Source organism: Maribacter sp. IgM3_T14_3 (assembly GCF_049603095.1).
In the GTDB taxonomy this organism is placed as follows: Bacteria; Bacteroidota; Bacteroidia; order Flavobacteriales; family Flavobacteriaceae; genus Maribacter.
In genome coordinates this window covers 592,376-608,446 of the sequence record NZ_CP187138.1, presented here as the reverse complement: position 1 = coordinate 608,446, position 16,071 = coordinate 592,376, and the positions used below count along the sequence as shown (strand labels likewise).

Annotated in this window: 10 protein-coding genes; 1 reads left to right on the top strand and 9 read right to left on the bottom strand. The window is 37.4% G+C overall.

Annotation, left to right across the window (positions count from 1 at the left end; all coding sequences use genetic code 11):
- Positions 1-170 precede the first annotated feature (170 nt).
- The 5 genes from ACPF9A_RS02810 to ltrA all read right to left on the bottom strand — a co-directional run bounded on the left by ACPF9A_RS02810 (position 171) and on the right by ltrA (position 8,269).
- Positions 171-1,310, bottom strand: coding sequence for a helix-turn-helix domain-containing protein (locus ACPF9A_RS02810; RefSeq protein ID WP_424001449.1), 1,140 nt, complete (start codon positions 1,308-1,310; stop codon positions 171-173).
- A gap of 899 nt (positions 1,311-2,209) precedes the next feature.
- Complete coding sequence (locus ACPF9A_RS02805; protein WP_424001447.1) at positions 2,210-3,385, bottom strand: P1 family peptidase; 1,176 nt, start codon at positions 3,383-3,385, stop codon at positions 2,210-2,212.
- 869 nt (positions 3,386-4,254) lie between these two features.
- Entirely contained in the window at positions 4,255-5,394 is a 1,140-nt protein-coding gene (locus ACPF9A_RS02800) for a thioredoxin-like domain-containing protein (protein WP_424001445.1), read from the bottom strand.
- An 804-nt stretch (positions 5,395-6,198) separates the two neighbouring features.
- Positions 6,199-6,882, bottom strand: coding sequence for an FRG domain-containing protein (locus ACPF9A_RS02795; RefSeq protein ID WP_424001443.1), 684 nt, complete (start codon positions 6,880-6,882; stop codon positions 6,199-6,201).
- Positions 6,883-7,018: 136 nt separating this feature from the next.
- On the bottom strand, positions 7,019-8,269 hold the full coding sequence (gene ltrA / locus ACPF9A_RS02790) for a group II intron reverse transcriptase/maturase (RefSeq protein WP_424001441.1): 1,251 nt from the start codon (positions 8,267-8,269) through the stop codon (positions 7,019-7,021).
- A gap of 850 nt (positions 8,270-9,119) precedes the next feature.
- Between ltrA and ACPF9A_RS02785 the strand changes: the two genes are divergently transcribed.
- Positions 9,120-10,088: an IS110 family transposase gene (locus ACPF9A_RS02785; RefSeq protein WP_424001439.1), complete on the top strand. Its 969-nt coding sequence runs from the start codon at positions 9,120-9,122 to the stop codon at positions 10,086-10,088.
- A 101-nt stretch (positions 10,089-10,189) separates the two neighbouring features.
- On the opposite strand, the gene ACPF9A_RS02780 is transcribed toward ACPF9A_RS02785, so the two are convergent.
- The 4 genes from ACPF9A_RS02780 to ACPF9A_RS02765 form a co-directional block, all read right to left on the bottom strand.
- Complete coding sequence (locus tag ACPF9A_RS02780; protein ID WP_424001437.1) at positions 10,190-11,479, bottom strand: hypothetical protein; 1,290 nt, start codon at positions 11,477-11,479, stop codon at positions 10,190-10,192.
- 161 nt (positions 11,480-11,640) lie between these two features.
- A protein-coding gene (locus ACPF9A_RS02775) for an IS3 family transposase (RefSeq protein ID WP_423998553.1) occupies positions 11,641-12,770 on the bottom strand; the annotation gives its coding sequence in 2 pieces (ribosomal slippage) (positions 11,641-12,509 and positions 12,509-12,770; 1,131 coding nt in all).
- A 61-nt stretch (positions 12,771-12,831) separates the two neighbouring features.
- A complete protein-coding gene (locus ACPF9A_RS02770; protein ID WP_424001435.1) occupies positions 12,832-14,154 on the bottom strand; it encodes an IS110 family transposase in 1,323 nt (440 codons plus the stop codon).
- A gap of 359 nt (positions 14,155-14,513) precedes the next feature.
- Entirely contained in the window at positions 14,514-16,031 is a 1,518-nt protein-coding gene (locus tag ACPF9A_RS02765) for an IS1182 family transposase (RefSeq protein WP_423997098.1), read from the bottom strand.
- Between the last annotated feature and the right edge of the window lie 40 nt (positions 16,032-16,071).

The window sequence follows — 16,071 nt, the reverse complement described above, 5'->3', positions numbered from 1 at the left end:
AATAGTAATGGCATTAATAAACAAATGAAAAAAAAAGTAAGAGATTGAGAACGATAGGTCATAAGGCATGTTTTTAAAGAGATAGGTTTAAAAATTATTGCACAAATGAAAGAGTAAAATGGGAAAGAAACGGCTCAAAAGGTAGGGGTAGACCAATTTGCTGAAAAAATTTATTCCTTTTGATACTGCGAAGGCGTTTTACCAACCTGTTGTTTGAATATTTTATTAAAGGAAGCTTTAGAACGGAAACCAGATTCGAATGCGATTGCTAAAATTGTATATCTAGCATAGGAGGGATTTTTTAATTTAGACATGACTTCTACAACCCTATAACTATTAATAAAATTAAAAAAATTTGAATTTGTCTTTTGGTTGATAACCTGCGACAGTTGATTAGGTGTAATATCTAAAAGTTGGGCAAGCTTTGATAGGCTTAAATTTTCATCTAAAAATGGTTTTTCCGTTTCCACATATTTCAATAGTTTTTTTAATATTTGTTCAGAGGCATCATTATCTAAACCGGAATTCTTATAACTTTCTTTACCTAAAATGGGTTCACTTTTAGAGATTGAAGGAACCGTAAATGAATTAAATACAGTATTTTGACGAAATCCAAAATATCCAACAAGCATAAGATATACAGAAAGAATGCCACCAATTGCTGCAAAAAGGTTTTGATAATTAAGAATACTATTTTTTACACCGTAGCTTATTATCATATATAATAGAACAAAAACCCCAATTAGCGAAATCACAATCCATTTTATCCAATTGAGGTTTATTTTCTCAGTATATGAATAATTGTCAGGTAGTGATTTTTGGTATTTTAAGAGGACAAAAAGACTCAATATTGAGTAGCCACCACATATTATCGCCAATGGCATTGAGTAAAGATATTGCACAAAGTTTGGTGCATTTTCGTTAAAGTTTAGGTAACCATATGCAACAATAATGGAACTTTCATTGTCCAAATAAAAAATTACAATATTGTATACAAAATATGGAATAATGTGAATCACATATTTCCAAAAACATAATCTATTAGTGAAAGCGAGGGAATTAATGTACGAAAATAGAGTAGGAGTACTAGCTAAAGGCAATGAAAATCCCAGTAATTGTAGAAAATGAGGTGCTTTTGCAATTGGCGATAAACTATCATAATAAAATAACAATTGACAAGATACTATTGTTAACCAAGCTATTAGTAAGGAATCGGAACAGCTTTTTTTCTTTTTTCCCTGAATCAAAAATATTAAGAATACACCTTGTACTGCTCCTGCAAAAATTAAAGATTTTAGCAATATTTCCAATTCTATTCCTATTCTGATATTATATTAATCATTTTTTTAAATTCTGACTAACGGTTAAATTTAGTATAATTTTCCTACAAAAATTTGACTCGTTAGCTAAAGAAATTAATAGAGTTTCTTTATATAGGGAATGCACCACAACGTTTAGTGTCGAGTAGACAAGGGGAATTTCACCCCGAGCCTCTCACAGAACCGTACGTGATAGTCTCCCATCATACGGCTCTTCTAACTTAACTTTCAAAGATAGCTCATCCTCTTTCAAGTTGGCAAATTGTACGTTAAATTAGCTAATCCCTTCGCTCCAGTTTCATTACAAAACTTTCATTACTACTACGGATTAGTCCGCCCCTATACCAAGCATTGCTATTCTGCCTCTAGTTTGCGCTATTGTGCATTTCACTTTGCATCTTAGTACAGGTTCCCGAGTTCCGTAAATAAGCCCGAATAAAGGTCATGCCTCCTAAATGACGCCTGCCGCTTAGCCAGTAAACAGGTAACCGCTAAACTTATAATGTTTGTCATACTTCAAACACTTTTGACATGATGTTGCACTTTCTCGACACTTCATCAGAGGTTCATTTGCATTCATCTCCTTTATCCATACCTGACCACGCTCTTGACGCAGCCTTTTCCATAACGCTCAATACCTTGGCTCTTTACCAAAGCACCTTATGGGGGTTTGATGCTCTCTCCTGCAAGACAACATCAGTGGGTCGGTTCCACCATCTTATAAACAGTTCGCAATGAAATATATCAGCCGTTCATTGCTTTCTCGGCACACATATGGCTCGTAGCGTGTTTTAAGCACCTAATTTATCAAATACAAACCGAATAGAAAATCCGCGAGGATTTTCGTAAGTAGGCTAGAACTAGCAATAAATTATATACGGCTTACCACGTTATTTTTTTATTCGATTGTATTTTTTTAGAATTTTAATGAGTAAATCATGAGGTATTGCATAAGCTTTATTTCCATTAATTCCTTCCATAGTTTCTGCAGCTATCATAGCATTAATAATAGCTTCTTCTACAGCATGAACAGTAGCTTCAAAAAGTGGAGTCATCTTGTCATTCGAAAATGTTTCAACTGTTGTCGTTTTATCTCGACTAAATCCATTTTCATTTGCTGTTGAAAAGGCTAAATAAATATCACCTGAACCATTACTGCCACGTCCCCCAACCAATCCCATTCCTATGGTAACTCTTTGCGCAATACGTTTTAATTGATGTGAAAGTAGAGGCGCATCGGTTGCAACAACAACGATAATAGATCCATCACCTTCTTCTCTTCTTGATTGAGGTGGCGCTTTATAGATAGAATTCAGTGTGTCTTTTAGTTCAATTCCTACTGGAACTCCTGCAATAGTAAGGTTTTTTTTAGATCCAAAATTTGACTGAACTAGAGCTCCAATAGTATATGTCTTGTTGTCAATAGTTACTAATCTTGATGAAGTTCCAGTACCTCCTTTAAACCCGAGACAGGTCATTCCCGTACCTCCACCTACATTTCCTTCTGATATTTTTCCACTTTTCGCATTAGTTATTGCTTCTAAAACATGTTTCTCTTTTACATGAAACCCATAAATGTCATTTAATTCGCCATCATATGTTTCGGCAACAAGCGGATATGTATACCACTCAACATCACCGCTATACCAATCTGTGTCTACAAACCATTTTAATACAGCTTGTCTTACAGTACCAACACTATTTGTGTTAGTTATCATGATAGGTGTTTCTAAAAAACCTGATTCCGTAAGCCATGTAGTTCCGGTCATTTCTCCATTACCGTTTAGACTATACCAATTTGCATATACAGGACTAAATTTTTTAGCCTTTCCACGTGGGAATATTGCTGTAACACCAGTTCTTACAGGTCCTTTCCCAATAATGTTTTTACCATTTCCAGAAATAATAGTACTATAGCCAACTTCAACTCCTTTTACATCTGTAATAGCGTTAAATTTACCAGTAATGCCAGTAAATGGAATTCCTAAATCTCTTGCTCTTGGTTTTTGCCCGTATGATTGAAAGCATAAAAGCATTATTATAAAAACTATATATATTCTTTTCATAATGATCGGTTTTTAATGTGGTACAACGTTTAGTGGTCGAGTAGACAAGGGGAATTTCACCCCAAGCCTCTCACAGAACCGTACGTGATAGTCTCCCATCATACGGCTCTTCTGACTTGATACACAAAGATAGCTCATCCTCTTTCAAGTTGGCAGGTTGTGTATTAAACCAGCTCATCCCTTTGCTCCATTTCCATTACAGAAACTTCATCACTACTACGAATGAGTCCGCCACTACATATACTTTTGGTATTCTACCTCTAGGTTGTGCCTATTGTGTATTTCCCTTAGCACGTATATGCAGCTTCCCAAGTTCCATAACTAAGCCCGAATAAAGTTCTTGCCACCTGAATGACGCCAGCCCCACAGAAAATAAATAGGTTACCCCTGTGATTAATGTTCTTTCAAACACTAGTTTTAACTCCGTATCATACTTCGTAGCTTTTGACTGGATGTACCTACTTCTCGACACCTCTTCAGTGGTTCACTTTCGTTCAACTCCTTTATTCATACCTGCCAACCTCGTGGGTTGGATTCTCCTAAACGCTCAGTACCAAGGCTGTTAACCAAAGCACCTTTAGGTGGTTTAGAGCCATCGACTATACAACGACTCTGATGGATCTACCATCATCTTAATTACAGCATGCAGCACAGTTTATTACCATGACTGCTTCTTGGCACACTAAGAAAAGTAGGGCGGATGGTAAGCGATGTTTTTTCCGTTTAGCCACAAGCCAAATCTTTTGCATTTTGTTTTTACCTTATTTTTCTAAAAGCCAAATCAAAAGATTTGGCGACTTTGCAAATACGCCCAAGCCTATGTTTAATCAATATGTGCCCTATTTTTTTTATACATTTGTTACACAACGTTATTTTATCGAGTTTCTAATATCAGCGATGAGTTTTTCATCATAACCAGTCCATTTTTTTAATACGTTTCCTTGCTTATCAAATAGATAGTAAGTAGGTGTTCCTCCCACGCGATATTTGGTGTAAGCATCGCTGTATCTTCCATTTTCATTCCATAAGGTTGTCCACTTAATTCCGTTTAATTTTGTGGTTTTGAGCCAATCTTCCTTGCTTTTGTCAACATTATATGTGACTACTTGAAGTTTATCATTTTCTGCTTTTTCCAATTCTTTTATTTCGGGTAATGCTTTTTTGCACCAGCTACAATGCGGTGAGTAAAATTCAAGTAGCGTAAATTCTTTATCGCTGTAGAAAAACGATGCGAAATCAACTAGTTTTCCGCTTTGGTTTTCTGCTTGGAAATTATAAAAGGATGAACCGTTTTCCAATGGTTTATTTTCCAAATAGGTTTTAAGAACCTTTACATATCTTGTATCTATAAATTTAGGCTCAAGACTTTCTAATTGATTTTGAATAAATTCTTTTGAGAAATCATTTTTGTTGGTTACAAGTTGAGATAGTGCAAAATGTGAATTTATATTTTCGGAAATGAACTGTTCCGTGATTTTTGAAGTTTCATTATCAATTTTGGTTATTAAGCCTGTTTCTGACCAATATGCAGATTGTAAACTGTCATTCCACTTTCCGTCATTTCGCAGGGCAAACATTTTCATAAGTTTTTTGTCTCTCTCGTCATAGAGTGGATTAACTCGGTTATCATAATCGGCTTTTAATCCGTGATATTTTGAGCCTTTAACTTCAATTCCCTTGTCAAATGTTGATTTATTGCCAGCAATAGATATATTTTCATTTCCCATAAAAATTGAGGAATAATTTCTCTCTTTGCCATCGTCGGATAAAACTATTACGCTAATCGAAGAAGGCGCATTGTCCAAAAGTCCATTTGCAATAAATTTTCCGTCAATAATTTTGGTACTGTCCAACACTTTTTGACTTGAAATGTCCGAAACTATAACTTTTGAATTTTCCGCAAATCCGACAAGATTGGCAGATATTTCAAATCCGTTTTGTTTCTCTTGGCAGGAAATAAAAATTAGAATTAAAGTAATAACCAAAGTTTGTGCAAAAATTTTTTTCATAATCTCGACTAACGTCAAATTTAGTTATTTTTTGTTCTTATCCCTTTATTTATAGTCTATTCGCCTATTTTCCCCCTCTGCTTTTCTGAAAAAAACCTTAAAATTTGTCGTTAGCTCAAGGAATTAATCGGATTCTGATGTGGGGAATGTTGTGTAACGGTCGTGTGTCGAGTAGACAAGGGGAATTTCACCCCGAGCCTCTCACAGAACCGTACGTGATAGTCTCCCATCATACGGCTCTTCTAACTTAACTTTCAAAGATAGCTCATCCTCTTTCAAGTTGGCAAATTGTACGTTAAATTAGCTAATCCCTTCGCTCCAGTTTCATTACAAAACTTTCATTACTACTACGGATTAGTCCGCCCCTATACCAAGCATTGCTATTCTGCCTCTAGTTTGCGCTATTGTGCATTTCACTTTGCATCTTAGTACAGGTTCCCGAGTTCCGTAAATAAGCCCGAATAAAGGTCATGCCTCCTAAATGACGCCTGCCGCTTAGCCAGTAAACAGGTAACCGCTAAACTTATAATGTTTGTCATACTTCAAACACTTTTGACATGATGTTGCACTTTCTCGACACTTCATCAGAGGTTCATTTGCATTCATCTCCTTTATCCATACCTGACCACGCTCTTGACGCAGCCTTTTCCATAACGCTCAATACCTTGGCTCTTTACCAAAGCACCTTATGGGGGTTTGATGCTCTCTCCTGCAAGACAACATCAGTGGGTCGGTTCCACCATCTTATAAACAGTTCGCAATGAAATATATCAGCCGTTCATTGCTTTCTCGGCACACGTAAGATTAATCCCAAAATTCATAATTTTCAGCAAACCAGCCTAAATGTTTTGATAAACCTTCTAAATCAGGAAATAGCGTTAGATAATTTATTCCGTATTGATTTAGCATAAAAATCAGTTCTTTTTTTAATTCCTTTCTGATAATTATTTTTTCAAGTTGTCCGTTTTTTGATTTATCATCCAAAGATAAAGCAGGCTCGCTATGAACTGAAAAATATCCTAGTTGATTTATTATTCTACTTGAAGATGAATTTGGTTGGTGAAATCCAATTTTATTTTTAGTGTCTTTCAGGGCAAACGGAGTTTCGGTTTTATTGTCAATTACTGTATTTGGGTTATATACATAAATAACACCGTCTTTATTTTCATTTTCAGATGCTGCAAAAAATGCAGCGACCAATGGATTATGTGTCCAATCCAAAAGACGGGTTGGTAATCCAGTATGTTGAGCGACAGCTAATAATTCCCAATCCGATTTTAATTCTTTATCTAAATGAGCGATTGCCCTTCTTTTCCAATGAAAAAATAAGGATTCGTCACTAACTTTTGAATATGGAGGTCGACCTGCTTTAGGAACTAATTTCCAAGAAATATCACTTTGCCCTCTGAATTTAAACCAACTCGTTTTTCTATAGTATTCAAGTCTATTATGAAAATCTTTAATATTGTTGATTTCAATTTCTTTCATTTATTTGATAAGTGTTTTTAGGTTGCTGCTAACGTTTATGTGTCGAGTAGACAAGGGGAATTTCACCCCAAGCCTCTCACAGAACCGTACGTGATAGTCTCCCATCATACGGCTCTTCTTATTCAATTTAATACCTTTAATTGGAATATCCAACGTGCCAATGGTAAAACAGACTCGGATATTGCTTCCGAACCGTGTCCAACCATTTGTAGGCTTTGGTTAGATTGTTCCTATACCGTTTGTAGCGATATCTTGCCCATCTTACCAGTTTTATACGTAATATATAAAACACTTTGGACAAGCTATAGCCTCGGTATTTGCCAAAGTAACGAATCCACCCTCGAAGTTTTGGATTCAAGTGATGTGCAATGCCAACAATACTGTCGCATCGCATTCTTGGGATTTCCATTTTCCTGATCTGCTCAAATAACCGTGATCTTGACTGGATACTGATTGCGCAATCAAATCCTAAGAACAGCCTGCCTGTTTTCTTCGATTTTGAAGTGCGTGGCTGAAAAGTATAGCCCAAAAAGTCAAATTGGACTCTTTGGTACTTTTGTTGCCTTCTAAAATCCTTACAATACACAATCTTCGTTTTATCGGGATGTAATGTCAATCCACAATTCCCCACCCTTTCTTTAATTTGCTGTAAGCTTTGCTCTGCTTGACTTTGTGTCCAGCAATGAATGATTATATCATCCGCATAACGTACAAATTCAATGGAAGGACTAGATCTCCCAAGCCAAACATCTAAGGTGTAATGTAGAAAAAGATTAGCCAATAGTGGGCTGATCACCCCACCTTGCGGTGTGCCGTCGGTTCTTGCTATAATTTCACCTTTTCGGTTTTGTAGTGGAGCTTTGAGCCATCTTTCAATGTATCTCAGCACCCACTTTTCTTCCACGTGTTTGCCCAGCGCTTTAAGCAGCTTTTCATGGTCAATGTCATCAAAGAAATTCTTGATGTCCAAGTCGATCACCCAATCATATTTCCAACAGTTTTTACGAACCTGCTCGAGTGCTTGATGGGCACTACGTTTTGGTCGGTAACCATAGGATTGTGGGTGAAAGATCTTTTCCAGCCTTTCCTCTATTTGATTCTTTATAACCGTTTGAGCTACTCTGTCGCTAATGGTAGGAATCCCCAATTGACGGACGGAACCGTTTTTCTTTGGGATTTCGACTTGAAGGACCGGTGGCGGGAAGTAACTGCCCGATGCTAGGCGGTTCCAGACTTTGTATAGGTGTCGATGTCTTTGTAGGTCATACTGCGACATACTCAGATCATCTACTCCTGCACTCTTTCCTTTACGCTTTACCTGAAGGTAAGCTTCCCAGACCATTTCTTTGGTAATTGGTAATGATTTTGTCTTCTCAAATTCAATCATCCTCTTGCGAGTTGTAAAAATTGATAAAACTGAATAAGTCAGTCCCTTCGCTCCATTTCCATTACAGAAAATTCATAGCTACTACAGACTGATCCGTCCCTGCACCAAGCATCGCTATTCTGCCTCTAGTTTGTGCTATTGTACATTTCGCTTCACATCTTGACACAGGTTCCCGAGTTCCGTAAATAAGCCCGAATAATGGTCATGCCTCCTAAATGACGCCTGCCGCCCAGCCAATAAGCAGATGACCGCCGGACTTGTAATGTTTGTCATACTTCAAACACTTTTGACAGAAGGTTGCACTTTCTCGACACTTCATCAGAGGTTTATTTGCATTCATCTCCATTATTCATACCTGACCAGCTCTTGGCATAGCCTTTTCCATAACGCTCAATACCTTGGCTCTTTACCAAAGCACCTTATGGTGGTTTGATGCTCTCCCCTGCAGGACAACATCGGTGGGTCGGTTCCACCATCTTATAAACAGTTGCGTAACGATTTTCAGCCGTTCATTGCTTTCTCGGCACACGTATGAAAAGTAGGCGATTACGAAGCACCAAACTTTCAGTTAAGCACAGAGTTTGATACGAGCCAAAAGCCTTGATTTTACTGCTATTTCGCCTATTTTTTATATACATCTTAAGTTTGATTCTCAGTAAATTGTTGCTATAACTAGAAAGAACAAAAGAGAGAATTAAGGTTACTATATACGGTGAAGCTTCAGACTTCGACAACATTGATAATCCTCTCTCTTTTACTACTTAAATCACGTTCAGTTCTGTGAGACTTTAGATCTCGTTTTCAAGTTGTTGTGAGCAGAAGTAGCTGGTTCTTTCATAAAACATTTCTTATGAATAAATATAAAGAAACTTTTGGAGTTGACATCAGTAAAGATGTCTTTGATGTACATGGTAGTAAAACAGGTCACGACCAGTACAAGAACGATGAAACTGGGTTCAAGAAATACCTTAAGGAATTACCCAAAGGTTCATTGGTCGTTATGGAAGCTACCGGTTATTATCATTACAGACTTGCACAGTTTCTTTACAAAAAGGGCGTAGTAGTTTCAGTAGTAAACCCATTATCTGTAAAACGTTTCATTCAAATGAAACTTGCCAAGGTAAAAACGGACAAGAGCGATGCCAAGGCTATATGTGAATATGCCCTTATCAACGAGGTTCCTATTTACAATGCCTTGACGGACACCCAGAGTGAATGTTTACAGTTGTTCCGGTTATTGGATACCTATTTAAAGCAACGAACAGCAACCAAGAACAAGATACATGGGGAAGCAGTTTTAGGTATACCCTCAAAGTTTGTTTATCGTTCCTTGATACGTAACAAGAAACAGCTCAATAAAGAGGTAGCCGCTATCGAATCAAAGATTTTGTCATTGGTGAAAGAGGATCAACAAGAACAATTGACCTTATTGACCTCGATACCAGGTATAGGGCAGAAGACCGCCTTGTTCCTGATAGTTGTAACGGATGGTTTTAGCAAATTCGAAACAGCATCACAGCTTTGTAGTTACGTTGGTATTACCCCGACGATACGAGAGTCGGGGAGCAGTGTAAGAGGTCGTGCGCGAATAAGTAAGGTCGGTAATAGAAAGCTTCGCAATCTATTGTTTCTATGTTCTTTTAATGCGTGTAAACACAACAAGGCTTGCAAGGAAGTTTATGAGCGAATCGTGAACAAAGGAAAGAGTAAGAAACTAGCATTGATAGCAGTTGCTAACAAACTACTCAAACAGTCTTTTGCTATTGCAAAATCTGGTAGACCATATGATGAAACTTACGTTTCCATACTGCCAAGATAAATAGAAGATAGATTGAATAAAAAAAGCTCAAAGAATCTGTTTTTTGAATCTATGAGCGTGGAATAATAATGTCTCAAATTAAGGAAGAATTTGTTTGTTTTTTACCTCAGTTCTTTGTTAGGCAACGTTTTTTTATCCATTTCTTCAATTGGAATGCTTGCTTCAGAATTTGAGATTAATACAGCATAGTCCAAATATTCTGTTGTAGATTTTCCCTTTACTAATTCGCCATTTGATTTTTCTTCGGTCATAACAATTTCCATTAAGTCAGGAATTCCATTTGAATATGGGGAATGTTTTCGATTTAAACGGAAGAGTGTAATATCTGAAATTTTACTTTCTTTTAGCTTTTCAATTCCAAGAAAATATTCCTTTTCATAGTCGCCTATTCCATATCCACCTTCTGTATTGTAATCTTTATAATTTCCGTTATCATCCAAAACTCTACCCCAAAGCACTCTGCTTTCCGTTAAATATCCTATAATCGAAATTATTTTATCTCTATTTATTGTACCACTCTCAATTAATTTATAAAAGAAAGATGGATTTTTACCTTCCAATTGTTTTTCTAAATGAAAGAAGCCAAATCTTGCGAACTGCGGTTTTTTCTCAAATTTGTAATGAGAACTTAACTCAACATAGTTTTCAAACATTAATCTTTCTCTTTTTGAAGAATTATCAAAATCCACAAAAGTCTCTTTTAGATTTTTCAAAATGTGTAAAAAAGCGAACTTATCTAATATATAACTCTCAAATTCGATACTATTATTATCATAATCCTCAACAAAAGCCTGTAAAATATACTTTGAATAAGTAGCCGAAAAAGGAAAGTAATCAATTGAGTCTTTTTCAATCATTTTAGCTAAATCACTTACTGATTTTCTATTGTGTATTTTACTGTCAATTAATTCTAGTAAGTGTTTTGTGGTAAATTTATAGCTTACTAGAAGGTCAACGCCAAGAACAGTAAGTTTGTTTTTTTTAGGTTGTTCGTCATTTAAGGTTTTAAGTTCTAACCATTTTTTATAAGTAGAAATGCTTTTGTCTTGAGGCACTCGACTTCCATAATGTTCTACTAACTCTTTTAACAGAATAGTATCGCCTGTTTTAAGAAAATCATTAAAATAGTATGCTATACTAAAGTCGGTTTCGGGTAGATAATATTTAATCCTTCCTTCATTTGTCAAGGATTTAAGCAATGTAATTTCAGTAGTTTCGGTTTTTTTACTACCGTGGTAAGCACCAAAGCCAATAAGTTGAAATTTTTTTTGAGGAAATTCAAAAGTTGATTTTGTTAAGTCAAATCGGTTGTTTTTTAGGTATTCGATTTTATTCTGTGAAGTTGCGATTAAACTTATAATTGCAAATAAAAGGGTAAATGTTTTTTTCATTTCTTTGACGTTTTATCTAAAGATTGAGAAATTATTGAATTGTTACAGACTTTAATGATTCTTCAAATCTCGACTAACGTCAAATTTAGTTATTGAAAATCAGGATGTTGAAAAATCGAGATCTTCTGGTTTTATTGTAAGCTTCCCTTGATTAGAACTGCTTAATTGTCTAATATCTCTATAAAGTTATTATTTTTAATTCTCATGGGGCTAGCCCCATGAGAATTTTCTTCTGCATATTTTTTGGGTGACTTTCCTCCAAGGGAATCATGTGGCCTTTTGTGATTGTAATCCTGCATCCATATCTCTGTTTGTTCTCTAACTTGATCTATATGTTCAAAAATGTATTTGTTCAAAACTCCTCTTCTGAAACTTCCGTTAAAACGTTCCACAAATGCATTTTGTGTTGGCTTTCCTGGTTGGATATATTTAAATTCTATCTCTTGCATTTCGCTCCATACTGCTGTTATTTTAGCAACGAACTCTGGGCCATTATCCATTCGAATTCTACGAGGCTTTCCCCTTTTATTTACCAAATGGTTGAGAACCCATACAATTCGGTTACTGGTCAATGAAAAATCTACTTCGATGTGTAATGCCTCCCTATTATAATCATCAATGACATTAAAGGCTCTGAACCGTCTCTTATTCTCAAGTACATCAGTTACAAAATCCATACTCCATGTATGGTTAAGCTCTAAAGGAGCCGCTAAAGGCTCCTTTATACGTGCTGGCAAGCGCTTCTTTGCCTTACGTCGTAAGGGAAGTCCTAAGGTTTTATATACTCGATGCACTCGCTTGTGATTCCAAGGTTTACCTTCATCTCGAAGACGCTCATACGCTTTCCAAAAACCTTCCTCTGAACGTTCCTCAGCTTTTTCTTGCAAGGCTTTTTCGATTTCAGAATCATCTTTGGGTAAAGGAGTATAGTAATAGACACTCTTGCTCATTTTCATCACACGGCATGCCCTACTGATACCGTAATGCGCAAGTTCTTTACTGATAGCTCGTTTACGGTAGGGCTTTAGAACTTTTTTTCAATGATCTCCTTGGCCATCTGGTGGTCCAATGCTAGAGTGGCATACATCTGTTTGAGCTTGCGGTTTTCCTCCTCGAGCTCTTTAATACGTTTGAGTTCTTTACCGCTCATACCAGCATAACGTTCTCGCCATTTATAAAAAGCGGCTGTGCTTACACCATGGTCCCGACTAATCTCGGAAGCGGTTTTGCCATTATCGAATTCTTTTAGAATTTTGGCAATCTGGGTGGGTGAAAATTTACTTGTCTTCATAATTACTGTTTAAAGTTAAAACTATTTTTCTACTTTTAAACAGTTCGGTTTTTGGGGAAGCTTACATTATGTCAAATTTATTGATTTGTTTTTTAATTCTTTTGACGAGTCCCATTTTTCTTTTTTGATCTAGGAATAAATAGTCAGTAGGTGGTTGATAGGCTTGTTTTTTTGTGACCATATTCCAAATGATAACAGCCAGTTTTCTAGCGGTTGCACTCACGGCTACTTGTCTTCCTTTTTTGAAAGCGATTTTTCTAAAGAAATTGGATAAATGAGTGTCTTTTAGATTTCCGATTGCATTTGCAGCTTGCCTGAGTGCTGTTTTTATTCGATTACTTCCTTTTGGTGTGCGATGACTTAATACTTTTCCTCCAGATATTTTATTATTCGGTGCAAGTCGCATCCAAGAGGTGAAATGTTTTGCAGTAGGGAATTTATTAAATCCTTCAGAACCAATTTCGCTAATTATAGTGAGTACTGTTGCGTGGCTTAGACCTTCTATTTGCATTAGGTCTATGCCTCCAAAATATTGAAAAGCCAATTGGTTTAACTCAATTTTTGGGGCATTTTTATTTATGCGCTTATAAGGTTTTGCTTTGGTTTTTAGTTTTTTTTTAATCGGGTCAAGATTGATTTGTTTTTTAAGGAACCTGTCAATTTGTTTATCACAATCTGCTATTTTCTTTTGATAAAATTGGTAGCTTTCAAATTCTTGTTTGAGTCCAAAAAGAAAGTCCTGTCTGTTATTGCCTTTTAGAGCCTTGGCAATTTCTTCTTCTGATTTTCGACAATTATAGTGCCTGTGTTTCGCTAAAGAATTTGGGTCTAAATTTCCTTTGCAGATGTCTTCAATAATTTTCAGCCCGGTAAGCCCACATACATCCTTTACTACTACGTCTAAACGCATATTAAGTAGTTTTAGGTACTTCTGCATTTTGTTGGAAGCTTCGGCAGCTAATTGTAACCAGTTTGTTCTTTGTCTGCAATAGGTTCTTAGGATTTCCGTAGTTTCATCTGGTAAAAAGCTGCTACTCAATAGTCCAAGAGCGTGTAGTTTTTGTATCCATCGTGCATCTTTTACGTCAGTTTTTTTGCCTTTGGCATTTTTAGTAAATTTTCCATTGGCAAGAATAATGTCAAATCCATTTTTAGCGAGTTCAGCATATAAGTTCTGCCAGTAACTTCCAGTAGATTCCATAGCAACAGAGTTGATGCCATTCCCTAAAAGCCAATTACAGATGTCCTGAAGGTCTTCTGCATACACTCCAAATTCTTTTACATCACTGAGGTCTTGTCCAATGGCGACAAAGTGACTTCTACTTCCCACATCAATTCCAGCACAGTGAAGATTGATGATGTCCAGTTCCATTTTTTTGTTCATACCAAAATTATTTAGGTTTATAAAAATGGCTCAAAAGAAGTACTGTATAAATTCTAAAATATCTCGATCGGACTTGCATAAGATGCAGTACCACTGGAATTATCACATCAAACTCAACCTAAAGGCAAGAATGATAGTACTTCAATCAGAATGTTGACCGAGTTTACCCAAAAGGTAACACCAGTTGAAAAATCGACCTTGTAGTGAGCCTATATAAAAATAAAAAAAAGATAGGATTTTGCGATTCGTTAGCTCGAGGAATTAATCGGATTCTGATGTGGGGAATGTTTGCCAACGGGAGTTTGCGCAGCAACTCCATTTCGAATAAAAATAAATGATTTGTTTTGATTTATAGGACCCTAAGCGAAGGTTTTATAGCCGGTTCTTTTGTGGTAAACTAAATTTCCAAGAAAAGCAAAGTCGCCCAAAATGGCTGAAATGGCTCCGAATAGGGCAAAAAATATGTCGACAAGCCTTTTGAGCCTGTCCTTCAACACTTTTGGGTCAAGAATGGACACAAGTCTGCTAAGGTTGTAGCATATCATGATCAGGTTTACCTCGGAGAGCACGTTCTGTTTTCCTTTCATCAATGTATGGGTGAAGCCCCATTGTCTTTTGATGGTCCCGAACTGGTGCTCGGTGATCTGTTGCCTGAGCCTATAATATTCCGGATTTTCCTCCACTCTTTTCTGGTTTTCCTCCAAGGCCTCCTGATAAATGGAGCGCTCTATGAAGCGTCCGTTCTTGTTCGTGGTACAAAGGTGCCTTACGGGGCAGACCTTGCAGGCCTGTCGGTTCTTGTAATGCTTGACCTTGTGGCCCGCCTTATTGTAAACGGTTCCATTGGTCACCAATATCTGTCCGTCGGGACAGGTATAGGTATCCATTTCCCTGTCGTATTTAAAATCGACCATGGGATAAAGGCCGTTGTGTTGGGAAGAATGCTCCTTTGGGGATGAGTAAGTTGTTATCCCGTTCTTGGTGCAGATGTCCAGGTGTTTGCCCGTGGTGTACCCTTTATCGGTAAGTGTCCTCATTTTTTCCACGCCCAAAAGTTGCTTTGCATCGAGTGCCATGGGCGAAAGTGCGTGTGTATCGTTTACGGTGCCCGTGTCGTTGTTGACGAAGAGTTTGTATTTTGCATCACACCCTGCCTGCACGTTATAGCCCACATTGATTATGTTGCGGTGCAGTACTACCGATCTGGCATCGGGATCGGTAAGGCTGATCTGTCGTTCCCCACTGGTGCGCAGCTCTTCCCCGATGTTGCGGTATCTTTCCTTCTTCGATTCCTGGTAGGCAATTTTGTCCTGTATTTTTTCGGTATCCGAATCTCCGTCCTCGGCATCAAGTTGTTGTTGGTATTCCAGTATCTTGTTGTCTATGTACTCGATATGGCGGTCGATCTTGTTCTGGTTGAAGTTGTTCTTCAGGGCGTTCTGGGCCCTTATCTTGAAGGAGTCGATGGCAATGGTCTCGCCTTCGATTAGTTCCCAATCCTTGAGCAGCACCACAAAATACCTGAATGCCCCTTTGAAGGCTTTTGGGTTACGCTTTCTGAAATAGGCTATTTTCCTTGCGGACGGCCTTAGTCCCTTCAGGAGCCATATGACCTCGAGGTTTACCTTGCAGGCATGTTCCAATTGGCGGGAGGAGCGCAGTTTGTTCTTGTAGCCGTAGAGATAGAGTTTGAGCATGTCCGAGGAACGATATGGTGGCCTGCCCTCGTTGTTCAGCACGTCCCTGAACCCCAGGTCGCCCATTGGGAGGATATCCACGAACATATCGACGATCCTTGCCCACGAATCGGGACCCAGGCAGGATTCGAAATCCATCATTACGAGTTGGTCCCTGTCAAAACCTGTTATAAAATCCATACCATTAAGATAATCAATATCAATACGTTATGGTATTGGC